This window comes from Rhodobacter sp. SY28-1 (genome assembly GCF_005222785.1).
In the GTDB taxonomy this organism is placed as follows: Bacteria; Pseudomonadota; Alphaproteobacteria; order Rhodobacterales; family Rhodobacteraceae; genus Tabrizicola.
In genome coordinates, this window is the sequence record NZ_STGH01000001.1 from 290,047 (window position 1) to 312,702 (window position 22,656).

At 63.1% G+C, this 22,656-nt stretch carries 24 protein-coding genes; 16 read left to right on the top strand and 8 right to left on the bottom strand.

The features are described from left to right. Positions 1–12: 12 nt before the first annotated feature. Entirely contained in the window at positions 13–1,059 is a 1,047-nt protein-coding gene (gene chvE / locus E8M84_RS01410) for a multiple monosaccharide ABC transporter substrate-binding protein (RefSeq protein WP_240790321.1), read from the bottom strand. A gap of 188 nt (positions 1,060–1,247) precedes the next feature. Here chvE and E8M84_RS01415 point away from each other — a divergent pair, with 188 nt between their 5' ends. Next, positions 1,248–2,177 (top strand): LysR family transcriptional regulator, encoded by a 930-nt coding sequence (locus E8M84_RS01415; protein WP_170971818.1) that lies wholly within the window; start codon positions 1,248–1,250, stop codon positions 2,175–2,177. Here the strand turns inward: E8M84_RS01415 and E8M84_RS01420 are convergent. The 3 genes from E8M84_RS01420 to E8M84_RS01430 are packed head-to-tail and all read right to left on the bottom strand — an operon-like array spanning position 2,169 to position 4,379. Then, on the bottom strand, positions 2,169–2,966 hold the full coding sequence (locus E8M84_RS01420) for a 3-methyl-2-oxobutanoate hydroxymethyltransferase (protein ID WP_137109392.1): 798 nt from the start codon (positions 2,964–2,966) through the stop codon (positions 2,169–2,171). The two genes, E8M84_RS01415 and E8M84_RS01420, sit on opposite strands and share 9 nt — an antisense overlap. Beyond that, positions 2,966–3,277, bottom strand: coding sequence for a MocE family 2Fe-2S type ferredoxin (locus E8M84_RS01425; RefSeq protein WP_137109393.1), 312 nt, complete (start codon positions 3,275–3,277; stop codon positions 2,966–2,968). The genes E8M84_RS01420 and E8M84_RS01425 overlap by 1 nt, the downstream gene beginning before the upstream one ends. Before the next feature lie 10 nt (positions 3,278–3,287). Continuing rightward, a complete protein-coding gene (locus E8M84_RS01430; protein WP_137109394.1) occupies positions 3,288–4,379 on the bottom strand; it encodes a fatty acid desaturase family protein in 1,092 nt (363 codons plus the stop codon). 153 nt (positions 4,380–4,532) lie between these two features. Between E8M84_RS01430 and E8M84_RS01435 the strand changes: the two genes are divergently transcribed. The 8 genes from E8M84_RS01435 to secB all read left to right on the top strand — a co-directional run bounded on the left by E8M84_RS01435 (position 4,533) and on the right by secB (position 12,038). Beyond that, positions 4,533–5,564 (top strand): LacI family DNA-binding transcriptional regulator, encoded by a 1,032-nt coding sequence (locus E8M84_RS01435; RefSeq protein WP_137109395.1) that lies wholly within the window; start codon positions 4,533–4,535, stop codon positions 5,562–5,564. 131 nt (positions 5,565–5,695) lie between these two features. Beyond that, positions 5,696–6,514, top strand: a complete 819-nt coding sequence (locus E8M84_RS01440) for a TIM barrel protein (RefSeq protein WP_240790257.1) — start codon at positions 5,696–5,698, stop codon at positions 6,512–6,514. 75 nt (positions 6,515–6,589) lie between these two features. Then, positions 6,590–7,531 (top strand): substrate-binding domain-containing protein, encoded by a 942-nt coding sequence (locus E8M84_RS01445; RefSeq protein ID WP_137109396.1) that lies wholly within the window; start codon positions 6,590–6,592, stop codon positions 7,529–7,531. A 109-nt stretch (positions 7,532–7,640) separates the two neighbouring features. Next, positions 7,641–8,753, top strand: a complete 1,113-nt coding sequence (locus E8M84_RS01450) for an ABC transporter permease (protein WP_137109397.1) — start codon at positions 7,641–7,643, stop codon at positions 8,751–8,753. Between the two features lie 5 nt (positions 8,754–8,758). Continuing rightward, on the top strand, positions 8,759–9,526 hold the full coding sequence (locus E8M84_RS01455) for an ATP-binding cassette domain-containing protein (RefSeq protein WP_137109398.1): 768 nt from the start codon (positions 8,759–8,761) through the stop codon (positions 9,524–9,526). Beyond that, a complete protein-coding gene (locus E8M84_RS01460; protein ID WP_137109399.1) occupies positions 9,519–10,301 on the top strand; it encodes an SDR family oxidoreductase in 783 nt (260 codons plus the stop codon). The genes E8M84_RS01455 and E8M84_RS01460 overlap by 8 nt, the downstream gene beginning before the upstream one ends. A gap of 8 nt (positions 10,302–10,309) precedes the next feature. Continuing rightward, complete coding sequence (gene iolG / locus E8M84_RS01465) at positions 10,310–11,311, top strand: inositol 2-dehydrogenase (RefSeq protein WP_137109400.1); 1,002 nt, start codon at positions 10,310–10,312, stop codon at positions 11,309–11,311. 196 nt (positions 11,312–11,507) lie between these two features. Then, positions 11,508–12,038, top strand: a complete 531-nt coding sequence (secB, locus tag E8M84_RS01470; protein WP_137109401.1) for a protein-export chaperone SecB — start codon at positions 11,508–11,510, stop codon at positions 12,036–12,038. Positions 12,039–12,141: 103 nt separating this feature from the next. Here the strand turns inward: secB and dnaQ are convergent, their stop codons facing one another. The 4 genes from dnaQ to E8M84_RS01490 are packed head-to-tail and all read right to left on the bottom strand — an operon-like array spanning position 12,142 to position 14,906. Next, positions 12,142–12,879 carry a DNA polymerase III subunit epsilon gene (gene dnaQ, locus E8M84_RS01475; RefSeq protein ID WP_137109402.1) on the bottom strand — a complete coding sequence of 246 codons (738 nt, stop codon included), beginning with the start codon at positions 12,877–12,879 and terminating at the stop codon, positions 12,142–12,144. Next, positions 12,872–13,474, bottom strand: a complete 603-nt coding sequence (gene coaE / locus E8M84_RS01480; RefSeq protein WP_137109403.1) for a dephospho-CoA kinase — start codon at positions 13,472–13,474, stop codon at positions 12,872–12,874. Before coaE ends, dnaQ begins: the two co-directional genes overlap by 8 nt. Next, a complete protein-coding gene (locus tag E8M84_RS01485) occupies positions 13,471–14,310 on the bottom strand; it encodes a shikimate dehydrogenase (protein ID WP_137109404.1) in 840 nt (279 codons plus the stop codon). The genes coaE and E8M84_RS01485 overlap by 4 nt, the downstream gene beginning before the upstream one ends. After that, positions 14,307–14,906 carry a nucleoside triphosphate pyrophosphatase gene (locus E8M84_RS01490; protein ID WP_137109405.1) on the bottom strand — a complete coding sequence of 200 codons (600 nt, stop codon included), beginning with the start codon at positions 14,904–14,906 and terminating at the stop codon, positions 14,307–14,309. The genes E8M84_RS01485 and E8M84_RS01490 overlap by 4 nt, the downstream gene beginning before the upstream one ends. Before the next feature lie 409 nt (positions 14,907–15,315). On the opposite strand from E8M84_RS01490, the gene E8M84_RS01495 reads away from it, so the two are divergent. The 7 genes from E8M84_RS01495 (at position 15,316) to E8M84_RS01525 (ending at position 22,656) form a co-directional block, all read left to right on the top strand. Further along, a complete protein-coding gene (locus tag E8M84_RS01495) occupies positions 15,316–15,777 on the top strand; it encodes a CopD family protein (protein WP_137109406.1) in 462 nt (153 codons plus the stop codon). Further along, positions 15,771–16,670, top strand: coding sequence for a hypothetical protein (locus tag E8M84_RS01500; protein ID WP_137109407.1), 900 nt, complete (start codon positions 15,771–15,773; stop codon positions 16,668–16,670). Before E8M84_RS01495 ends, E8M84_RS01500 begins: the two co-directional genes overlap by 7 nt. A gap of 115 nt (positions 16,671–16,785) precedes the next feature. Continuing rightward, entirely contained in the window at positions 16,786–18,057 is a 1,272-nt protein-coding gene (rho, locus tag E8M84_RS01505) for a transcription termination factor Rho (RefSeq protein ID WP_137109408.1), read from the top strand. A 12-nt stretch (positions 18,058–18,069) separates the two neighbouring features. Further along, the gene (mnmE, locus tag E8M84_RS01510) at positions 18,070–19,353 is read left to right on the top strand and encodes a tRNA uridine-5-carboxymethylaminomethyl(34) synthesis GTPase MnmE (protein ID WP_137109409.1); all 1,284 of its coding nucleotides are present in this window, start codon (positions 18,070–18,072) and stop codon (positions 19,351–19,353) included. A gap of 9 nt (positions 19,354–19,362) precedes the next feature. Then, positions 19,363–21,225, top strand: coding sequence for a tRNA uridine-5-carboxymethylaminomethyl(34) synthesis enzyme MnmG (mnmG, locus tag E8M84_RS01515; RefSeq protein WP_137109410.1), 1,863 nt, complete (start codon positions 19,363–19,365; stop codon positions 21,223–21,225). Then, positions 21,222–21,854 carry a 16S rRNA (guanine(527)-N(7))-methyltransferase RsmG gene (gene rsmG, locus E8M84_RS01520; protein ID WP_137109411.1) on the top strand — a complete coding sequence of 211 codons (633 nt, stop codon included), beginning with the start codon at positions 21,222–21,224 and terminating at the stop codon, positions 21,852–21,854. Before mnmG ends, rsmG begins: the two co-directional genes overlap by 4 nt. Beyond that, positions 21,841–22,656, top strand: a complete 816-nt coding sequence (locus tag E8M84_RS01525) for a ParA family protein (protein WP_137109412.1) — start codon at positions 21,841–21,843, stop codon at positions 22,654–22,656. Before rsmG ends, E8M84_RS01525 begins: the two co-directional genes overlap by 14 nt.

The following is a 22,656-nucleotide window of genomic DNA, read 5'->3' on the forward strand; positions in this document are numbered from 1 at the left end:
CTTCGGCTCAGCTTACTTCAGCTGGTCCGCAGTGTAGTAGCCCGAACCCACGAGGATTTCTTCGTAGTTCGAGATGTTCACCGAGACGGGTTCCAGAAGGTAGGACGGAACAACCTTCACACCGTTGTCGTAGGTTTCGGTGTCGTTGATTTCCGGCTCGCCGCCTGCAAGGACCGCGTCCACCATCTTGACGGTGACCTTGGCCAGTTCGCGGGTGTCCTTGAACACGGTCGAATACTGCTCGCCTGCGATCATCGACTTGACCGAGGGGATCTCGGCGTCCTGACCGGTGACGATCGGCATCTTCAGGTCGCCCGAGCCGTAGCCCACGCCCTTCAGCGACGACAGAATGCCGATGGACAGCCCGTCATAGGGCGACAGCGCGCCGTGCAGCGCCTTGTCGCCATAGTTCGACGACAGAAGGTTATCCATCCGGGCCTGCGCCACCGCGCCGTCCCAACGCAGGGTGCCGACCACGTCCATGCCCATCTGGCCCGACGGGATGGCGATCTCGCCGCTGTCGATCATCGGCTGAAGAACCGACATCGCGCCGTTGTAGAAGAAGAAAGCGTTGTTGTCGTCGGGCGAGCCGCCGAACAGTTCGACGTTCCACGGCTTCACGTCGGCAAAGCGCTCTTTCAGACCGACAACCAGCGATTCCGCCTGCTGCACGCCGACCTTGAAGTTGTCGAAGGTCGCATAGTAGTCGACCGAGCCCGAGTCGCGGATCAGACGGTCGTAGGCGATGACCTTGATGCCCTGCGCGGCAGCGTTGTCCAGCGCGTTCGACAGCGTCGTGCCGTCGATGGCCGCGATGACCAGCGCCTTGACGCCCGAGGTGATCATGTTCTCGATCTGGGCAAGCTGCGTCGGGATGTCGTCCTCGGCATACTGCAGGTCCGCAGTGTAGCCGGCTTCGGTGAAGGCCTTCACCATCGACTCACCGTCCGAAATCCAGCGCGAAGAGGATTTGGTCGGCATCGCAATGCCGACAGCGCCCTTGTCCTGGGCAAAGGCCGGCAAGGCGGAAAGGGCGGCGGTGGTTCCGGCAAGGGCCATTAGGCCGCGACGGGTCAAAATCATCTGTTTCCTCCCGATGATATTTGGTTTGCATCCGCATTGAGCACGTTGACACGGCCCTTGCTTACGGACGAAGCGCACATTGCGCAGAAGACCCATACCTGTCAAATAGGTCTTGGATGTCTTTTCATAACAGAATCGCCATGATTCCGACAGCCTCCGCCCTTATGACCCAGCTTCGCCGCCTGAAGCCCGTTCAGTTGCGCCTGCTCGCCCATTTGGCCGAAGAAGGCGCCCTCGGCGCAGCGGCCAGCAAGATCGGCATTGCGCAGCCAGCCGCCTCTCGACTCCTGGCAGAGATGGAAGCCGCCCTCGGCCTCAGCCTGCATGAGCGTCAGGGACGGGGGTTGCGACTGACCCATGTGGGTGCAGCTCTGGCACGCCGGGCCGCCCGGATCGAGATGGAGCTGTTCGACGCCGCGCAGGAAGTGGCCGAAGCTGCGACCGGACGGGCGGGCATCGTTCGCGTCGGCGCGGTGACGGGCCCCGCACTCAGCCTCATCTTGCCGACCTTGACCGCCATGCAGAAGAACCTTCCCGATTTCCGGGCCGAGGTAACCGTCGCGACTTCGATCAACCTGTGCGACTTGTTGCGGGACGGACGGCTGGACTTCGCCCTGGCGCGCGTTCCCGCCGGGGAAACCCAGCTCGACGCGGACGTGATGGCCACCGAGCCTCTGTCGTTGGTCGTCCGCCGCGGCCACCCCCTTCTGGTGCGGCCCAAGATCACCGCCGCAGACCTTCTTCAGTATGATTGGGTCATGGGCGACGACGAAACGCTGTTGACGCAGACCGTGATGTCCCGTCTGGCCGAGATCGGCATGCCAGTTCCCAACCGCCGCATATCGACCTCGTCTTTCCTCTTCACTCTGGCGATCTTGAACCAGACCGACGCCATCGCCCCTCTGGCAACCCCCGTGGTCGACAGCCTGTCCGGCAACCCTTCGGTCCCGTTCGTGTCACTGCCAATCGACCTCGGCCTGACAGTTGCACCATTCAGCCTGGTTACCCGCATCGGGTCACAACTGACTCCCGCAGCGCAACGCCTGGTCGACAGCATCAAGGCAGCCCTCCGGACGGCTATCCCGTCAGGCTGACCTGTCCAGCCAGTCACGGAAGGCTTCGACAACATCGGACTCGCAGTCCACCAGATACTGCGGGGCAGGATAGTCGCCCGCGTGAACATCGGCTGCAAAGCGGCTCATCGCATCGATCCGCAGGGTCTGCAGCCGGTCATGCTCGGCAGCAAAGTCGGCATAGACCTTCGCATGTCTCGGCACCCGCCCGCGGTTCTGTCCCAGCACATCGTCGCTGAACAGATACTGTGCGTGACCCGCCGCACCGGCACCCATCGAGATCAGAAACAGGCTCGTCCGTTCCGCAATCGCCTGCGTGATGGAATGTGGCACCACCTCGATCTCGACCGCAAAGGCCCCCGCCTGTTCCAGCGCCACGCACTGGTTCCAGACAAGTTGCGCGGTTTCCAAGGTCTTGCCCACCGCCTTGAATCCGCCGGTCCAGGTCCGCTTTGACGGGATCAGCCCCACATGACCACAGACCGGCAGACCGTGGTCCGCCATCGCGCGGACGGTGGCCAGCGAACCCGAACAGTAGAAGCCATCGGCTCCGTGCTTGAACAGCGGAAAGGCCCAGCGCAGGAAATCATCCGTCCCGCCGATCTCGTAGAAATTGTCGCCGGGGAAGGCGAAGGCATCCGGAGCCACGTCGCGGAAGCGACGGTCCATCACCATCGAAGGGGGAACCGACAGAAGCTCGACCCCAGCCTTCGCGGCAGCCTCTGCCTCCTCCAGCGTCTCGACCCGCAGCATCGCAAACTGGTGCTTGCCGCGGGCATCCATCAGGTCCCTTACGGTAGGTGGGGCCATCACTCCACCTCGACAAAGACGCGGTCGCCTTCGACCTTCACCGGGAAGGTCCGCAGGTTCACGCAGACAGGGGCGCGCTTGGCTTCGCCCGTGCGATAGTCGAACTGACCGTTGTGCTTGGGGCATTCGATCAGGTGACCCATCACCAAGCCCTCACACAGATGGACGTTCTCGTGGGTGCACAGACCTGCCGTCGCAAAGAACTCTCCTTCCGGCGAATGATAGATGGCAAAGGTCTTTCCACCATGATCCCAGCGGATCAGGTCTTCTTCATCGATGTCGTCGGTCGAGCAGGCGTCAATCCAGGGCATGGTCCGTCCTCTATTCTGCGGCGCCGGGCTGCATCATCCCGGGAACATAGTGATGGAAATCCTCGCGGTAGGGCCTTGCCGTCGGAGGCAGGTCTCGCTTGACGAAGTAGTCCTCGTTCATGACCTGACGCTTGATCGCGGGCCACATCTCGGCAAAGGCCTCGACGATGGACCGGTTCGGAGGCGGTAGATCGCCCATGATGACCTCATGCAGGCGCGGCAAAGCGTGGTAGGGGACCATCGGGAACATGTGGTGTTCGACGTGGTAGTTCATGTTCCAGTAGATGAACTGTGAGATCGGGTTCATGTACACGGTGCGGCTGTTCAGCCGGTGGTCGATCACGTTGTCCGCCAGCCCGCCGTGCTGAAGCAAGCCAGTCATGATGTGATGCCATGCGCCGTACATCCGGGGCAGCCCGATCACCATCAGGGGCAGGATCGAGCCCCAGAAGACCGCCGCAAGGATCGTGACGGCATAGATCGCGACGTAGATGATGGCGACACGCTGGACCTTGCCCCATTCGCTTTGGGGAACGTAGGTGCGCTCTTCGGCCGTGGGGCCAGAAATTGCGTTGCGCAGGATGCGTGGGACAAAGGCGATGACGTCCAAGATACCGAAGAAGTTGAGGATCAGCTTTGCGACCTCCGGCGGACGCATCACGGCAATCTCCGGGTCACGACCGACGAAGTAGGTCTCCGAATGATGTCGCGCGTGGCTCCAGCGCCAGGTCGCCGAATTTCGCATGATCATGAAGCTGGCGATCTCGTAGACCACATTATTCATCCAGGGCGTCTTGAACGCGGTGCCGTGGCCGCATTCATGCCAGCGCGAATCCGAAGCCGAGCCGTAAAGGACCCCGTAGGCCAGCCAGAACGGGACTGACCAGAGCGAGGGCCAAAGTGCGATGCCGATTCCCGCCAGGACGATCATGCTGCCGTAGTAGATCATCGTGTCGCGGATCGCCGGACCGTCGCTGCGCGCCATCAGGTCCTTCATCACCTTCCGCGGCACCTCGGTGTGATACCACTCGGCCGCCGTCAGACCGCTTTCGACGGCGCGTTTGGCGTCAGGGCCGAAAAGGCTGTAGTCCCGCTTGCTCATCTCGTTCACATCCTCCTTGGCCTTGGATGACCAGGGCCGGCTCCTCGTGCCGTGGATAAGTCGGGGCCGGGCAAATCTCCAATAGCCTTGCTTGCAGGTTTCGTCATGATCCATCATCATTCCGGCAGAGCATGATGGATTTTCGTCAGACCGATGGCCAACCGACCTACAATTCATGATGTCGCCCGAGAGGCAGGCGTTTCCAGCGCCACGGTGGACCGCGTTCTGAACGGCCGCGAAAAGGTCCGGGAAGAGACGGCCCGCAAGGTCTATGAGGCTGCGCGCCTGATTGGCTACCATGCCGCTCCGCTGATCGGGCAGCGGGTTCAGGCCGACTTGCCGCGCCTGCGGCTGGGGCTGGTTCTGCACAAGGAGAGGCAGTCCTTCTATCAGCAGTTCAGGCTCGAAGCCGAGCGCGCGGTCACACAGGCAGTCGGCGTACGCGCCTCGCTTCAGGTGGCTTTCGCGTCATCGCAGTCGCCGAAGGACTTCACCGAACTGATGGAAGGCATGGCGGGCCGTGTCGATGCTGTCGCCGCGACCGCCGTCACGCATCCCGAAGTGACCGAAGCGGTGATGCGCCTGAACGCGAAAGGCATACCGTGCTTTTCGCTGCTGAACGATTTTGGCCAGGGCGTCCGACAAAACTACCTTGGGCTCAATAACCTGAAGGTTGGCCGTATTGCTGCTCACATGATCGCCACGGCCGCTCATCACGCCGGAAAGATTGCGGTCTTCGTCGGGGGTTATCGCTGGCACGGGCACGAGTTGCGCGAAACCGGGGTGCGCAGCTATTTCCGTGAGCACGCGCCGCAATTCCAGGTGCTCGATACCCTGATCAATCTGGAAACCCGGCAGCTGACCTATGAGGCGACGCTGGATCTCCTGTCACGCCACCCAGACCTGCGCGGCATCTACTGCGCTGGCGGCGGTATGGAGGGCGCGATCGCCGCTGTGCGCGAGGCGCGGCAGCCGGGCGAGGTCGCACTGGTGGTGAACGAGCTGACACCTGAAAGCCGCGCCGCCTTGATCGGGCGGCACGTCACGATGGTCATCGCCACTCCGCTTGCCCGACTGTGCGAGGACCTCATCCGGCTGGCGACAGAAGCCGTCAATGGAGGAATGATCCCGGTCCAGGGCCAGCACTTCCTGCAGCCCGACCTTTACCTTCCTGAAAGCGTCTGACGAAAACAAATCACGTTCGTGCGTGGCATTTCGTCAGAAATGATGGTTTCGCCCCGCGACGGATTGACGCGATGGGAGAGTCTCGGGGATGGTCCGGCCAACCACGAATGCCGTGATTGGGGAGACCACGAGTGATCCACTTCGCATTGAACCACATGACGGTGGCGCGGCTTTCGTTCCACGACCTCGTTGCCCTGTCGGCAAAGCTCGGTTGCGTCGGGATCGAAGTCCGCAACGACCTGCCGCAGCCCCTGTTTGACGGATTGGATCCTGCCGAAGCAAGGGCCGTCGTCCGAGACAACGGCCTTCGCCTTCTGGCCGTGGCCGAGGTCAAGCGCTTCAACGACTGGTCCGCGGACAAGGAAGCCGAGGCGTTGGCGCTGATGAAGATCGCCAGGGCTGCGGGTGCCGAGGCCGTCAGCCTCATCCCGCGCAACGACAACCTGGGCATGGGCAACGGCGAGCGGCAGGCGAACCTACGCGTTGCGCTGAAGGCGTTGAAGCCGATGCTGGAGGACCACGGGCTGGTCGGGATGGTGGAGCCGCTGGGCTTCGAGATCTGCGCGCTGCGCTACAAATCCGAGGCGGTGGAAGGGATCGAGGCGGTCGGTGGCAAGGGCCGGTTCAAGCTGGTGCATGACACCTTTCACCACACGCTGGCGCACGGCGGCCCGCTCTTCCCCGAACACACCGGGATCGTCCATGTCTCGGGCGTGGTCGACCAGGAGGTGGGCCTGTCCGACATGCGCGACCCGCACCGCGTGCTGGTCACCAAGGGTGACCGGCTGGGCAATGTGGAGCAGATTGCCGCCCTGCAAGCGGCGGGCTGGAACGGGCCGGTCAGCTATGAGGCGTTTTCACCCGAGGTGCACGCCTACACCGATCCGGGCGCCGAACTGGCCAAGTCGTTCGAATTCATCCGATCCGGCCTCGCCGCGCGCGCGGCCTGATATCTGACCCGGGAGGAAACGGGTCTTTCCGGCACAATTCAGGATGCCGCCGGACATCCAAATAGGGAGAGAGACATGAAAAAGACGCTTCTTGCTGCAGGCCTCGTTTCGCTGATGGGCACCACCGCAATGGCGGAAGGGATCGGCGTGTCGATGGCACTGTTCGACGACAACTTCCTGACCGTTCTGCGTAACGGCATTCAGGAACAGGCCGATGCCGCCGGCCTTTCGGTGCAGATCGAGGACGCGCAGAACGACGTCGCCAAGCAGCTGGACCAGATCAACAACTTCATCGCCAGCGGAGTGGACGCGATCATCGTGAACCCGGTCGACACCTCGGCCACTCAGGCGATGTCGGATGCCGCGGCCGCTGCGGGCGTACCGCTGGTCTATGTGAACCGCCAGCCAATCAACGTGGACACGTTGCCCGACAACCAAGCCTTCGTCGCCTCGAACGAATCCGAATCCTCGCGCCAGGGATTCATCGAGCAGTGCAACCAGTGGAAAGCTGCCGGCAAGGAAGAAGTCAGCGTCTACGTCATGCAGGGTGAACTGTCGAACCAGGCCGCCGTCCAGCGCACGCAGAACTACACCGACGTCATCAACGAGGGCCTCTGCGCCGTGAAGGTCAACGTGATCGACCAGCAGACCGCCAACTGGTCGCGGGATCAGGCCCAGTCGCTGATGACCAACTGGCTGTCGACCGGCGCGGCATTCGACGGCGTTCTGGCCAACAACGACGAGATGGCGCTGGGTGCGATCCAGGCGATGAAGGCTGCGGGGATCGACATGGGCTCGGTCATCGTCTCGGGCGTGGATGCGACGCAGGATGCGCTCGCCTCGATGCAGGCCGGGGAACTGGACATCACCGTGTTCCAGAACGCTGCTGCCCAGGGTGGCGGCGCACTGGATGCGGCGGTGAAGCTCGCCGCGGGCGAGGCGGTGGACCAGAAGGTCTACATTCCGTTCGAACTGGTGACGCCCGCGAACATCGACGGCTACCTGTCGAAGAACTGACGCCCCTTCCGGGCACCCTTGGGGCGGCTGGCGACAGTCGCCCCGTTTTTCTGGCGCGGATGGGGTAACATCGGCCAACCTGATTGCATCCTGGGGGAGGGACGGCGACGTGGCAGAAGCAACGCATGGTCTGGGCGGCTTGAAATACGATCCGGCAAAGCGCACCCGCGCGCCTGAATGGAACGTATTCGGCGCGCTGGTGCTGATCGTCCTGATCTTCGAGATCCTGAACCGGCTGCAGGGCGGGTCGTTCCTGTTCAACATGCGCGACAACGTCGACGCCATCTTCAACCAGCAGCGACTGGACATCATGATCCTGCAGGTCGCAATCATCGGAATCATCGCTTTGGGGGTGACGCAGGTCATCATCATTGGCGGGATCGACCTGTCCTCGGGGTCGGTGGTGGGTGCGACCGCAATGATCGTGATGAGCTTCGCGCAGACCGCGATGGTCAACGGCAACCCGAACCCGAAGGCGATCTTCGGGGAATGGGCGATGGACCTGCCAGTGATCGTGCCGATTGTCGTGGGCCTGGCCTGCGGGCTGGTCGCGGGGCTTATCAACGGCTTGCTGGTGGCCTACACCAAGATCCCGCCCTTCATCGCCACGCTGGGCGTCATGGTCAGCGCCCGGGGCGTCGCCCGCTGGTGGTCGAACGGGCAGCCGGTCAGCTTTCCGACGGAAACCTATGGGACGCTGGCAAATGGCGACCTTCTGGGCGGAATGACCTTTGGCCTTCTCTCCTGGCAAGGCCAGAACCCGGCCGTGATCTTCGTCCTGCTGGCGATCCTGTTCCACGTCATCATGACCTACACGCTTTACGGCAAGCGCTCTTATGCCATCGGCTCGAACGAGGCCGCCGCGCGGATGTCGGGGATCAACGTCGATCGGCACAAGGTGCTGGTCTATGCCATCGCCGGGTTGCTGGCGGCAGTGGCGGCGGTGCTGCTCACATCGAAGAACCTGACCGCACAGGCGGGCATGGGGGTAATGTACGAACTCGACGCCATTGCGATGGCGGTGATCGGGGGCGTTTCGTTGGCCGGGGGGCGCGGGTCGATTCTTGGCACGGTGCTGGGGGCCGCTATCTTCTCAGTGATCATCTCGGGCTTCACCTCGATCAAGCTGGACGCCTACTACCAGGAGATGGTGAAGGGCGCGATCATCGTCGGCGCCGTGGTTCTGGACCAGTGGCGTCAACGCAAACGGACCCGGGGGTAACGGCCATGTCGAAGATCATTCTGGAAACCCGCGGCCTGACCAAGCACTACGGTGGTGTCCATGCGCTGGAAGACGCCAACTTCATCCTGCACGACGGCGAGCATGTCGCAGTGGTGGGCGACAACGGCGCAGGGAAATCCACTTTCGTGCGCCAGGTTACGGCGGTGGAGCAGCGGACTTCCGGCGATATCATCTTCGATGGTCAGCCGGTAAGTTTTGCGGGGCCTTTGGAGGCGCGGCAGGCCGGGATCGAGACGGTGTTCCAGACCTTGGCGCTGGCCGACGATCTGGACGTGCCCTCGAACCTGTTCTTGGGGCGCGAGCTTTTCAAGTTCAAGCTTGGGCCGTTTTCCTGGCTGGACCGCAAGACGATGCGGGACCGGACGCTGGAGGCCTTGAAGACCACGGCGGTGAAGATTCCCAACGTCGACAACCCGATCCGCAACATGTCGGGCGGTCAGCGGCAGTGCGTCTCCATCGCGCGAACGGCGGCCTTTGCGTCAAAGCTCGTCATCATGGACGAACCAACGGCGGCGCTGGGGGTGCAGGAGACGGCTCAGGTGGAGAACATCATCCGGGGGCTGAAGGATCGGGGCATCCCGATGATCCTGATCAGCCACAACTTGCGGCAGGTCTTCGATCTGGTGGACCGGATCGTCGTCTTCCGGCGCGGTCGGATCGTCGCCTCGCTGCGGAAGGATGAGACAGACGGGAATGACATCGTCAGCTACATCACTGGCGTCAAAGGCGGAACGGATGCGGCTTATGCCTGACCACAAGGATACCATCGCCGTCATCGCGGGCGGCACTCAAGGGCTCGGCCTTGCGATTGCCGAGGCGCTGGTGGCGGATGGATGCTCCCGGCTGGTCGTCGCGGGCAGACGGGTGGCCGAGGGCGAAGCGGCGGTGCATCGCCTTCGGGCGCTTGGGGTCGACGTACATTTCCGGCGGGCCGACATGGGGGTCGTCGAGGATGCCATCGCGGTGGTGGACGATGCGGCGGCGCGGTTCGGGCGGGTGACCGCGCTGGTCAACGCGGCGGCGACGACCGAAAGGGGCTCGATCCTCGATTGTTCGCCCGCAGATTTCGACAAGCACATTGCGGTGAACACGCGGGGGCCGTTTTTCGGCTTGCAGCGCTTCGCCCAGTTGGCGGTAGCAGGGAAGTATCCCGCCAGTGCCGTGAACATCTTGTCGATGGTGGTGCACTGCGGCCAATCCTACCTCGCGCCCTATTCGGCGTCGAAGGCCGCCCTTGCGAACATCACCAAGAACGCCGCTCAGGCCCTGCGGGGGCATCGCATCCGGGTCAACGGAATCAATTGCGGCTGGATGGACACCCCCGGCGAAGATGAGACGCAGCGCCGGTTTCACGGCGCGCAGGACGGCTGGTTGCAGGCCGCCGAGGCGCGGCAGCCGATGGGAATGCTGGTGAAACCCGCCCATGTCGCGGGGCTGGCCAGCTACTTGCTTTCCGACGCGTCCGGCGTGATGACCGGCGCGTTGGTGGATTTCGATCAGAACGTCGCCGGGGCCTACCCGGAGTAAGGAGAAAGATGACGATCAGGTTCGGGCTTCTGGGTGCGGGGCGCATCGGGAAGGTTCATGCGAAGGCGGTGACGGGCAACCCGGCCGCGAAGCTGGTGGCGGTGTCGGATGCGATGCCTGCGGCGGCGCAGGCGATTGCGGACCAGTATGGCTGCGACGTGCGGACCATCGAAGCCATCGCGGCGGCGAAGGATATCGACGCGGTGGTGATCTGCACGCCTACGGATACCCATGCCGATCTGATCGAGCAGTTCGTGAAGGCCGGGAAGGCCGTGTTCTGTGAAAAGCCCATCGATCTGAGCCTGGCCCGCGTGAAGCAGTGCCTGGAGGTCGTCCGCGCCCACAAGGGCACTCTGATGGTCGGCTTCAACCGCCGCTTCGACCCGCATTTCCAAGCGGTCCGGGGCGAGATTGACAAGGGGACGATCGGATTGGTGGAGATGGTGGTCATCACCAGCCGCGACCCGGGTGCGCCGCCGGTCGATTATATCAAGCGGTCGGGCGGGATCTTCCGGGACATGACGATCCATGACTTCGATATGGCCCGCTTCCTGTTGGGGGAGGAAGTGTCCGAAGTCTCGGCGATGGCGGCGGTTCTGGTGGACCCGGCGATTGGCAAGGCGGGGGACAGCGATTCCGTTCAGGTGATGCTGAAGACGGCCACAGGGAAGATGGCGGTGATCTCGAACTCGCGTCGGGCGACCTATGGCTACGACCAGCGGATCGAGGTGCACGGGTCGGGAGGGTCGGTCGCGGCGGAGAACCAGCGGCCGGTTTCGATCGAGGTCGCGACGGGTGCGGGGTATACCCGGCCGCCGCTGCATGACTTCTTCATGACCCGCTATACCGAGGCCTATGCGGCCGAGATTGCGGCCTTCATCGATGCGATGGGGGGGAAGGCCCAGGCTTCTCCGTCCGGGGAGGATGGGTTGCTGGCCCTGGCGCTCGCCGAGGCGGCGCTGAAGTCGGTCGCCGAGGGTCGGGTCGTGAAGATGAGCGAGATTCTCTGATCCGAGACACAATCTGTCCACGGTGGACATTTTCTGGATTCTAAATGAAATCAGAATGTTGGTCGCGGACGTATACGGAAAATTAACACCTGGCCGACCCCCTGGGGTCGGCCATTTCCGTCCCGCACAACCGCAGCATTGAGAGCAGGCCCCCGACCTGATAGAAGGCGGCAAATCCGCCCAAGGAGACCCGGATATGGCAGACGAAACCCCGGCAGGGAATGGCGCGGCAGCGGCAGCGGCCCAAGCACCGGCCCAGATCAAGATGCAGGTGCTGGCCCAGTATGTGCGCGACATGTCGTTCGAGAACATGGTGGTCCAGAAGGGCCTGAGCGCCGGAGAGGTCCAGCCGGACATCCAGGTCGCGGTCAGCCTTGATGCGCGCAAGCGCCCGGTGGCCAACCAGTTTGAAGTCATCACCAAGTACAAGGTGACCTCGAAGAACAAGGTCAACGGCGATGTCCTGTTCCTGCTGGAACTGGAGTACGGCGGCACCTTCCACATCGAGGGCGTGGCAGAGGAACAGCTGCATCCGTTCCTGCTGATCGAATGCCCGCGCCTGATGTTCCCGTTTGCCCGCCGGATCATCTCGGACCTGACGCGTGACGGTGGCTTCCCGCCGCTGAACATCGACACGGTCGATTTCATGGCGCTTTACCGTCAGGAACTTGCGCGGCGCGCGCAGGCACAGGCGGCCTCGGCTGCTCCGACCGAGAACGTCAACTGACGCGGCGTTTCGCAGGGTGAGGCGGTCTGCCCCCTCACCCTGACCCTCTCCCCCAAGAGGAGAGGGGACGCGGGTTGCAGCGGCGGCTCCCGTATGACGTCCGTCAGACGTCCTTCTTCCAGATCGCGGCATCACCCAGCTTGGCAACCATCGCGGCATGGGCGGCAAGTTCGTCCTCGTTGATGCGGGGCGGCAGGGGCTCTGGCCGCGGCCGTGGTCGCCAGGTGATCGCTTCACCCGTGGCGCTGCGCGCAGGGGCGGGGGCGGCGCTGCCCAGCACAAGGTCGGGCTGCCGGCCGCCGATCAGTTCCAGATAGACTTCGGCCAGGATTTCGCTGTCCAGAAGCGCGCCGTGCTTTTCCCGCATCGAGTTGTCAATGGCAAAGCGGCGGCAAAGCGCATCGAGCGAAGCTGGCGAGCCGGGAAACTTGGTCCGTGCGATGGCCAGAGTGTCGGTCGCGCGGCTAAAGGGCAGGCCAGGCAGGCCACAGCGTTCCAGTTCGAAATTGAGGAATTTCATGTCGAAGGCAGCATTGTGAATCACAAGCTGCGCATCGCCGATGAAATCGAGAAAGGCCTGTCCGATGCGGGCGAAAACCGGCTTGTCCTTCAGTGTCACACCGCCAGGGACCGGTTTGCCGGGTGTTTCAAGGATGTCATGGCCAATGCCATGCACCTCGAACGCGCCGAGAGGCATGCCGCGTTCAGGGTTGATATACTGGTGGTAGGTGCGCCCGGTGGGGAGATGGTTGAAAAGTTCGACCGCGCCGATTTCAACGATGCGGTGGCCCTCGGCGGGTTCAAAGCCGGTGGTTTCGGTATCAAGAACAATTTCACGCATGCTCTGCAATCCGGCGCTGGATATCGGCCAGCACATCCTTGACCGCCGTTTCGGCGGCTTCAAGGCTGGTGGTCGGAATGATGTAATCGGCCCGCTTGCGCTTTTCGGCATCGGGCATCTGGCGGGCAAGGATCGTTTCGAACTCGGCCTCGGTCATCGCGCCGCGGGACAGGACGCGGTCACGCTGCACCTCGGCCGGGGCGGACACCACGGCGACGGCATCGCAGGCATGGTCCAGCGAGATTTCGTACAAAAGCGGCACGTCGAGAAGGACGATGGGCGCCGCGTCATGCGCCATCAGGAACGCCGCGCGGTCGGCCGCGACCAGAGGGTGGACGGCAGTGTTCAGGCGATCAAACACGGTAGGATCAGCCTGGATCAGCGCGCGCAGGTTTGCGCGGTTCACGCTGCCGTCCGCGTCAATGGCCGAAGGGAAGAGGGCGCCTATGGTCAGTGCCGCCGGTTGGCCCGGGGCATACAGCCGATGAACGGTCGCGTCAGCATCCCAGACCGGAATGCCCTTATCGGCGAACATCCGGGCCGTCGTCGACTTGCCCATGCCGATTGATCCGGTGAGGCCCAGCACAAAGCTCATGCTGCGAGGGCAGCCTTGCGGGCCGCGTCATCGACTTCGGGCCGGACGCCGAACCAGCGCTCAAAGCCGGGAGCGGCCTGGTGGAGGAGCATACCCAGCCCGTCGACAATGATGCCACCGCGGTCCTCGGCCTCGATCAGGAACTGGGTCTTGAGCGGGGTATAGACGAGGTCGTTGCAGACGGCACCCGGGTTCAGGCGGTGCATCGGGACGTGGAATTCGGCCTTGCCGGTCATGCCGAGCGAGGTGGTGTTGATGACGGTAACCGCATCGTCGAGAAGGTTCGGGGCCTGCACCCATTCGTGGACATGGATCTTCGCCCCGAAGTCCTGGCGGATGGCGTCGGCCCGGGCGCGCGTGCGGTTGGCAAGGTGGATTGCAGGGACACCGACCTCGATCAGAGCAGCGACGACGGCGCGGGCGGCCCCACCAGCACCAAGGACGACGGCGGGGCCGGAGGCGGGTTTCCAGTCCGGGGCGTTCTGGCGAAGGTTGGCAATGAAACCCGAGCCGTCGGTGTTGTCGGCGTGGATCTTGCCATCCTTGCGGAAGATCAGGGTGTTGGCGGCCCCGATCAGCGCGGCGCGGTCGGTGACGACATCGGCGATCTGCAGGATCGCCTCCTTGTGCGGGATGGTGACGTTGCAGCCGACAAACCCCAGTTCCGGCAGAGTGCGGAGGAGGCGGGGCAGATCGACGGGGGCGATGTCGATGGGGATATAGTGCCCTTTGATGTTGTAGCGCTTCAGCCAGTAGCTGTGCAGCGCCGGGCTGCGGCTGTGGGCAATCGGATGGCCGATGACGGCGGCAAGCGGAATGCGGGGATGGTCGGTCATTGCGCGATCATGCCCTTTGTGCCTGCCCAAGCCAACAGGGGTAAAAGTGGCAGGCCAAGAATGGTGAAATGGTCACCCTGGATCGACGAGAACAGGCGGACGCCTTCCTCCTCGATCTTGTAGCCACCGACGGAGTGGCGAATGGAGTCCCAGTTTTGGGTGACGTAGTCGTCCAGATAGGCGTCGGAGAAATCGCGCATGGTCAGCCGGGCCTCGGCGACGTGGCGCCAGACGGGTTCGGCGTTTTCATAGGCGACGGCGGCCGAGAGGAGCTTGTGGGTCTTGCCCCGAAGCTGTCGCAGCTGGGCACGAGCGTCGTCCGGGGTTTTGGGTTTTGCGAAGGTCTGGCGGTCGAGCGCGAGGACCTGGTCGCAGCCAAGGACGAGCGCCTCGGGGTGTTTCTCGGCAACCTTGCGGGCCTTCATCTCGGCCAGCGCATCGGCGATGTCGCGGGGGCTGGCGCCTTCGGCGATGAGTGCGTCGCGGATGGTGGCCTCATCGACCCTTGGCGCGATGGCGATGGGATCCAGGTTGGCGGCACGGAGCATCTGGAGACGGGTTGGCGAGGTGGACGCGAGGATGAAGGGCTGGGGCAAGGCTGTGCATATCCTCGGTTTGTTCCTGGGTCCCCGATGGGGGCGTCTGGTGGTCCTGGGTCGGTCTTGTGGGCAGGGGAAGGTTGCCAGAGCGACTGGGTCAGAGATATCCCGCTGTGCGCAGGTTTGTCACGCGGGACGGGAAAACAGGTTGTGCCCGGGGTGGGGACGGCGCCTGCCTGTGGATTATGTGCGGCGAGATCTTCATGTAAGCATTTGATAGAAAATAACTTTCCAGGAGTATTCACCTTCCGGCGCGGGTTTTCCCTGATTTGTCCCCAGCCTCCTCCTTGTGGACGGTTCCGGGGATGGGCTGGAGAATCCCGTTTTCCACAGGCCCAACATCATCAACATTCTTTCTTTTCATTTAACTTTATAGAAGAAGGCGCAAGGCGCAGCGGGTGAGACCATGCTTGAGACGATCAGCGATTTTCTGGCCGACTGGTATCTGGTGACGAAGTCCCTGCATATCGTGTCGGTGATCTCGTGGATGGCGGGGATTTTCTACCTGCCGCGGTTGTTCGTCTACCATGTGGAGCAGGTCGAGGCCGGGTCACCGACAGACAAGATGTTCCAGACGATGGAGCGTCGGTTGCTGCGGGGGATCATGAACCCGGCGATGGTGGCGACCTGGGTCTTTGGCCTTGCGCTGGTGTTCACGCCGGGGGTGGTGGATTGGTCCTTCGCCTGGGCCTGGGTCAAGGCCGCAAGCGTGCTGGCGATGACATGGTTCCACCACTGGCTTGGCCTGCGCCGGAAAGAGTTTCTGGCAGGGACCAACACGCGGAATGGCCGGACCTACCGGCTGATGAACGAGGTACCGACCGTGCTGATGGTCGTCATCGTCTTCTCGGTCATTCTAAGATGGTGAGGCTGGTCTGTCTTCTGGCGCTCTGCGCCGCTCCCGCCTTTGCGGACCTGTTGCCCGAGGGGCAGGATCGGCGCGACATTCCCTTTGCGGTCGTTGATGGCAAGCCGATGCTTGAGGTGAGCATCAATGGTCAGCCCGGCCAGATGATGCTGGACAATGGCACACCCGAGCTCGCGATGCTGAACCGCGATGCGGCCGACCTTGCCGCGGGGCAAGAGGTTGCGCGGGGGAATGCGGCCTCGGGTCAGCCGATCATCGTGATGCTGCACGACGCACCGGAGCTGCAAGTTGACGGTCAGGTCCTGGCTTTGCCTGCAAAAGTGGTCAGCGGGGATTTCGGCTTTGTCGAAGCTGGCTTTGGCGAAGGCTTCATGGGGTTTCTCGGCTCTCCTGCCGTAGAACCGCACCCGTTCCTGGTGGATTATGCGCGGAATCGGCTGGTTATCCTGCGGGAGGGGACCTTTGCGCTGACCCCGGAAGATGTTCGGGGCGAGGTGGTCTTTTCCTACTGGAAGGGCGAGCAGCCGACCTTGGCGGTTCAGATCGGTGACCAGGCGATGCTGGTCGATGTCGATACAGGCGACAACGGGACGCTGTATCTGCGACCTGAGACGCAAGAGGCGCTGGTGGCGTCAGGGCTTTTGACCGGAGGGCCCGATATTTGGGACCTGTCCACCATCCGGCTGGGGGAAACCGAGTTCGGACCGATCACAGTGTCGCTGGTAGTGGCGGGTGGTCCGATGGATTTCCGCCGCAGTGGCCCGTCCGACTTTCTGCGGCTTGGGGCAAAGTTTCTGGCCGATACCCCGACACTGTGGGATTTTCCGCAGAACCGGCTGGTCTTTTTGGCCCCCGGCGCGACGCTGTTAGCCGATCCCGGTCTGCCAGATTGACTCGGGCTGTTGCAGCGGTGTAAACGGGCGCCGCAGGGCCGTCCGGCCCAATGCATCTCCCGTCCCAAATCCGCTGAGACCCCCCTGACGGGCGTGGTCCGCCCAAAGGTATTCCATGAACGTCGAACGCTTGAATCTTGCCGAACTGAAGGCGAAGACCCCCGCCGATCTGCTGGCCATGGCCGAGGAGTGGGAGATCGAGAACGCCCCGTCCATGCGCAAGGGCGAGATGATGTTCTCGCTGCTGAAGGAGCACGCCGAGGAAGGCTGGGAGATCGGCGGCGACGGCGTTCTGGAAGTGCTGCAGGACGGGTTCGGGTTCCTCCGCTCACCCGAGGCGAACTACCTGCCGGGTCCGGATGACATCTACGTCTCGCCCGAAATGATCCGCCAGTTCTCGCTTCGCACCGGGGACACCATCGAGGGTGTCATCAAGGCCCCGCAGGACAACGAGCGCTACTTCAGCCTGACCAAGGCCACGAAGATCAACTTCGACGATCCGGAAAAGGCCAAGCACAAGGTCCACTTCGACAACCTGACGCCGCTGTATCCCGACGAGCGGCTGAAGATGGAAGTCGAGGACCCGACGATCAAGGACCGCTCGGCCCGGATCATCGACCTCGTCTCGCCCATCGGGAAAGGCCAGCGTGGGCTGATCGTGGCCCCGCCGCGGACCGGCAAGACGGTGCTTCTGCAGAACATCGCCCATTCCATCGCGACGAACCATCCGGAGTGCTATCTGATCGTCCTTCTGATCGACGAACGCCCCGAGGAGGTCACCGACATGCAGCGCACGGTGAAGGGCGAGGTCGTGGCCTCGACCTTCGACGAACCGGCCACGCGGCACGTCGCGGTCGCGGAAATGGTGATCGAGAAGGCCAAGCGCCTGGTTGAACACAAGCGCGACGTGGTGATCCTGCTCGACTCGATCACCCGTCTGGGCCGCGCCTTCAACACCGTGGTTCCGTCCTCGGGCAAGGTGCTGACCGGCGGTGTGGACGCGAACGCCCTGCAGCGCCCGAAGCGGTTCTTCGGGGCTGCCCGGAACATCGAGGAAGGCGGGTCGCTGACCATCATCGCCACCGCCCTGATCGACACCGGCAGCCGGATGGACGAAGTCATCTTCGAAGAATTCAAGGGCACGGGTAACAGCGAAATCGTGCTGGACCGCAAGGTTGCCGACAAGCGTGTCTTCCCGGCGATGGACATCCTCAAGTCCGGCACCCGGAAAGAGGACCTTCTGGTCGACAAGATGGACCTGCAGAAGACCTACGTCCTGCGCCGGATCCTGAACCCGATGGGCACGACGGATGCGATCGAGTTCCTGATCTCGAAGTTGAAGCAGACGAAGACGAACTCGGAATTCTTCGAGTCGATGAACACCTAAGGGCCGCAGGCGATGGACACGATCTATGCCCTCGCCACGGCGCGGGGTCGGTCGGGCCTCGCCGTGGTACGGATCTCGGGACCGGACGCGGTGGCGGCCGGTCTTGCGCTTTGTGGAACGCTGCCAGCGGTGCGGGTGGCGGGGCTGCGGCGGCTGGTCTGGGACGGCGTGCTTTTGGACGAGGCGTTGGTGCTGACCTTTGCCGAGGGGGCGAGCTTCACTGGCGAGATGGTGGTGGAACTGCACTGCCACGGTGGCCCGGCGGTGGTGGTTGCCGTGCTGCGGGCCTTGTCTGCGCAGCCGGGGCTGCGGCTGGCTGAGCCTGGGGAGTTCACCCGGCGGGCGCTGGAGAACGGCGTGCTCGACCTGGCGCAGGTCGAGGGCTTGGCCGACCTGATTGACGCCGAAACCGAGGCGCAGCGGCGGCAGGCAGTGCGAGTGCTGTCGGGGTCCGTGGGTCAGAAGGTCGAGGGCTGGCGCCGCGATCTGATCCGGGCGGGGGCATTGATGGAGGCCACGATTGATTTCGCCGATGAGGACGTGCCGGTGGACGTCTCGCCCGAGGTGCTGGCGCTGATCGACGGGCTGATGGCGGACCTCGGGCGCGAGGCGGCGGGGGTTGCTGCGGCAGAGCGGATCCGGGACGGGTTCGAGGTGGCGATTGTCGGCGCGCCGAACGCGGGGAAGTCGACGCTGCTCAATCAGCTTGCGGGGCGCGAAGCGGCGATCACGTCGGAGATTGCCGGGACGACGCGCGACGTGATCGAGGTGCGGATGGAAATCGCCGGGCTGCCGGTGACCGTCCTGGACACTGCGGGCCTGCGAGATACCGAGGATCGGCTGGAACGCGCCGGTATCGAGCGGGCCTTGGCCAGGGCCGAGGCGGCGGATTTGCGGCTGTTCCTGACCGATGGGTCGCCTCTGCCGCTGGAGCCAACGGGCGACGATCTGGTGGTTCTTGGAAAAGCGGACACCAAATCTGGTTGGTCTGGTTTGGCTGTGTCGGGCAAGACCGGACTCGGTGTGCCAGAACTGATGGCGCGGATCGGCGAAATCCTGGGCGAACGCGTCGGGTCGGCAGGCGCGTTGGTGCGCGAACGGCATCGCGTGGCTGTGACAACAGCGATTGCCGCTCTGGCCGAGTCACGGGCGGAAGTGGTAAGACCTGACTCGCGCGTCGAGCTGGCGGCGGAGCATCTGCGGCAGGCGGTCCGGGCACTGGATGCCTTGGTCGGCCGCGTGGATGTCGACGACCTGCTGGGCGAGATTTTCGCCAGCTTCTGCATCGGTAAGTGAGGGTTTCACGTGAAACACTACGACGTCATCGTGATCGGCGGCGGCCATGCGGGCGCTGAAGCTGCTGCTGCTGCAGCCCGGATGGGGGTGTCGACAGCCCTGGTGACGCTGCGCGTAGAAACGCTGGGCGCGATGTCCTGTAACCCGGCGATTGGCGGGCTGGGGAAGGGCCATCTCGTGCGCGAGATCGACGCGCTGGATGGGGTCATGGGGCGGATGGCGGACAAGGCGGGGATCCAGTTCCGCCTCTTGAACCGCCGGAAGGGGCCTGCCGTACAGGGGCCGCGGGCGCAGATCGACCGGCGTTTGTATCGGGAGGCGATGCGGGCCGAATTGCTCGCGACGCCGGGGCTGGACGTGATCGAGGGCGAAGTCGCTGGGTTGAAGCTGGTTGGCGGTTCGGTGGCGGGAGTCGTTCTCGCCTCCGGCGTGGAACTGGCGTCGGGCCGGGTCGTTCTGACGGCCGGGACGTTCCTGAACGGGGTGATTCACATCGGCGACCGGCGGATGTCAGGTGGTCGGATGGGTGATTCGCCGTCGAAGCTGCTCGCGGCGCAACTGGCGGATCTGGCGCTGCCCGTGGGGCGGCTGAAGACAGGCACCCCACCGCGGCTGGACGGCCGGACAATCGACTGGGCGCGGCTGGAAAGCCAGCCTGGGGATGAGGTTCCGTCGGTGTTTTCCTTCTTGAACCGGGTGCCGGAGGCGCGGCAGATCTCTTGCGGAATCACCCATACCTCTGAGGCGACCCACCAGATCGTGCGGGACAACCTTGGCCGCTCCGCAATGTATGGGGGTCACATCGAAGGCGTGGGCCCGCGCTATTGCCCGTCGATCGAGGACAAGGTGGTGCGCTTTGCCGACAAGACGTCGCATCAGGTCTTCCTGGAACCTGAGGGGCTGGACGACCATACTGTCTATCCGAATGGCCTGAGCACCTCGCTGCCCGAAGAGGTTCAGCACGCCTACATCCGCACGATTCCAGGGCTTGAGCGGACTGAAATCCTGCAGCCTGGCTATGCCATCGAATACGACTACTTCGATCCGCGCGGCCTGCACCGAACACTTGAAACCCGCGCGGTGGCCGGCTTGTACTTTGCTGGCCAGATCAACGGGACAACAGGGTATGAGGAGGCTGGGGCACAAGGGATTGTAGCTGGCCTGAATGCAGCAGCTGCTGCTAGTGGGCTTGACCCGGTGGAGTTCAGCCGCACGGAAAGCTACATCGGCGTGATGATCGATGACCTGACGTCGCGCGGAGTGACCGAGCCTTACCGCATGTTCACCTCTCGCGCCGAGTTCCGGCTGACTGTGCGGGCGGACAACGCAGACCGCAGACTGACGCCGGTAGGGTTGACCTTGGGCTGCATCTCTGGTGCGCGCCGCAGGGCCTTTGACGCAAAGCTGGAAGCGCTGGAGTCCGGACGGGCGGAGCTGTTGGGCGTCACGATCGGACCGAAAGCGCTGAACGATGCCGGAATTGCAGTCAGCAGGGACGGTGGCAAGCGGACAGCCTATGACGTCCTGTCCCTGCCGGGGGTCGATCTGGATGTTGTAGTAAAGGCGTTTCGCACCTACCAGAACTTGGACCCTGACGTCCTCACCCAGCTCCAGATCGATTCGACCTATGACCAGTACTCGGATCGGCAAGCGAAGGAAGTTGCGGATTTGCGCCGCCAGGAAACACAGCGAATTCCCGGGGATTTCGAGTATGGCGGGATCTCCGGCCTGTCGAACGAGCTGAAGCAGAAGCTTTCACGCGCGAGGCCTGATTCGATTCTCCAGGCATCACGGATCGAAGGTGTTACACCGGCAGCGCTTCTTCTAGTGCTTTCGCACTTGCGCAAGACGTCAGAGCGGCTTGCCGGATGACTGATGCCGAACAGCTTTCGGTCGGGGGCGTCGATGTTTCACGTGAAACATTCGATGCTTTGAAAGCCTACGAAGATCTAGTTCAGCGCTGGACGCCAGCAATCAACCTTGTCAGCAAAACTACAGTTGGCAACCTCTGGCAGCGACACATCCTTGACTCGGCTCAGATCTTCTCACTTTGCCCTCCATCGGCGCAGACTTGGGTCGACCTTGGCTCTGGTGGGGGTTTTCCGGGGATTGTTGTCGCTATTCTTGCGAAAAGCGCGAAGCACGACTTGCGTGTCACGCTTGTCGAGTCAGATCTTCGCAAAGCGACATTCCTTCGGCAAGCAGCACAGGCATTGGCCTTGCCAGTTACTGTTCTCAGCAAGCGAATCGAGGCAGTGAGCCCGCTCCACGCCGATGTCCTTTCAGCACGGGCACTTGCGCCTCTCACTGCGCTTCTTGGATTCGTCGAGACTCACTTGTCGAAAAGCGGCACCGCGATCTTTCCGAAAGGCGCACGGTTTCAGGATGAGATTGCAGAGGCACGCAAGACTTGGGCGTTCGACGTTGACATCAAGCCCAGCCTGTCCGAAGCGGGCGCAGCAATTCTTGTGATCAGGGATATCCATCGTGTCCAACACTAACTCAACGCACCCGCACATCCTCGCTCTTGCGAACCAGAAGGGTGGAGTTGGCAAGACGACAACTGCGATCAACCTGGCTGCGGGCCTTGCAGAACTGGGGAAGAAAGTGCTGCTGGTCGACATCGATCCGCAGGGGAACTCGTCCACTGGTCTGGGTGTGCGGCCGGATGCGCGGAAGAAGACGAGCTACGATTTGATTGTCGATGGAGCGGACCTACAGGATGTTGTGCTGGAGACAGGCATCCCGGATGTCATGATCATCCCCGCAAATGCCGACCTGTCCTCTGCCGACCTGGACATCGTCTCGAACGAAAAGCGCAGTTACTTGCTGCACGACGCGCTGCGGCGGCCAGAGATGGACGCCTATGGTTTTGACTACATCCTGATCGATTGCCCCCCGGCGCTCAGCCTGCTGACTGTGAACGCGCTGGTTGCCTGCAACTCGGTGCTTGTTCCGCTGCAGTGCGAGTTCTTCGCGCTGGAAGGTCTGTCGCAGCTGATGCTGACGATTCGCGATGTGCGACGGTCGGCGAATCCCGACCTGCGAATCGAAGGGGTAGTGTTGACGATGCACGACCGCCGCAACAGGTTGACGGCTCAGGTTGAAGCAGATGCCCGGGCCAACATGGGCGACCTGGTCATGAAGACGACGATTCCGCGCAATGTGCGAATCAGTGAAGCACCGTCCTATGCGCTGCCAGTCCTGACCTACGACCCCAGTTCAAAGGGGACCGAGGCCTATCGTGCCTTGGCGAAGGAAATTGCCGACCGGCGCAAAACCCCAGAAGTTTCAGAGGCCTGA

Bases quoted from the DNA above. Each gene is read 5' to 3' on its own strand.
- chvE (WP_240790321.1), bottom strand. From the start codon at position 1,059: ATGGCCCTTGCCGGAACCACCGCCGCCCTTTCCGCCTTGCCGGCCTTT.
- E8M84_RS01415 (WP_170971818.1), top strand. From the start codon at position 1,248: ATGACCCAGCTTCGCCGCCTGAAGCCCGTTCAGTTGCGCCTGCTCGCC.
- E8M84_RS01420 (WP_137109392.1), bottom strand. From the start codon at position 2,966: ATGGCCCCACCTACCGTAAGGGACCTGATGGATGCCCGCGGCAAGCAC.
- E8M84_RS01425 (WP_137109393.1), bottom strand. From the start codon at position 3,277: ATGCCCTGGATTGACGCCTGCTCGACCGACGACATCGATGAAGAAGAC.
- E8M84_RS01430 (WP_137109394.1), bottom strand. From the start codon at position 4,379: ATGAGCAAGCGGGACTACAGCCTTTTCGGCCCTGACGCCAAACGCGCC.
- E8M84_RS01435 (WP_137109395.1), top strand. From the start codon at position 4,533: ATGGCCAACCGACCTACAATTCATGATGTCGCCCGAGAGGCAGGCGTT.
- E8M84_RS01445 (WP_137109396.1), top strand. From the start codon at position 6,590: ATGAAAAAGACGCTTCTTGCTGCAGGCCTCGTTTCGCTGATGGGCACC.
- E8M84_RS01455 (WP_137109398.1), top strand. From the start codon at position 8,759: ATGTCGAAGATCATTCTGGAAACCCGCGGCCTGACCAAGCACTACGGT.
- E8M84_RS01460 (WP_137109399.1), top strand. From the start codon at position 9,519: ATGCCTGACCACAAGGATACCATCGCCGTCATCGCGGGCGGCACTCAA.
- iolG (WP_137109400.1), top strand. From the start codon at position 10,310: ATGACGATCAGGTTCGGGCTTCTGGGTGCGGGGCGCATCGGGAAGGTT.
- secB (WP_137109401.1), top strand. From the start codon at position 11,508: ATGGCAGACGAAACCCCGGCAGGGAATGGCGCGGCAGCGGCAGCGGCC.
- dnaQ (WP_137109402.1), bottom strand. From the start codon at position 12,879: ATGCGTGAAATTGTTCTTGATACCGAAACCACCGGCTTTGAACCCGCC.
- coaE (WP_137109403.1), bottom strand. From the start codon at position 13,474: ATGAGCTTTGTGCTGGGCCTCACCGGATCAATCGGCATGGGCAAGTCG.
- E8M84_RS01485 (WP_137109404.1), bottom strand. From the start codon at position 14,310: ATGACCGACCATCCCCGCATTCCGCTTGCCGCCGTCATCGGCCATCCG.
- E8M84_RS01495 (WP_137109406.1), top strand. From the start codon at position 15,316: ATGCTTGAGACGATCAGCGATTTTCTGGCCGACTGGTATCTGGTGACG.
- E8M84_RS01500 (WP_137109407.1), top strand. From the start codon at position 15,771: ATGGTGAGGCTGGTCTGTCTTCTGGCGCTCTGCGCCGCTCCCGCCTTT.
- rho (WP_137109408.1), top strand. From the start codon at position 16,786: ATGAACGTCGAACGCTTGAATCTTGCCGAACTGAAGGCGAAGACCCCC.
- mnmE (WP_137109409.1), top strand. From the start codon at position 18,070: ATGGACACGATCTATGCCCTCGCCACGGCGCGGGGTCGGTCGGGCCTC.
- rsmG (WP_137109411.1), top strand. From the start codon at position 21,222: ATGACTGATGCCGAACAGCTTTCGGTCGGGGGCGTCGATGTTTCACGT.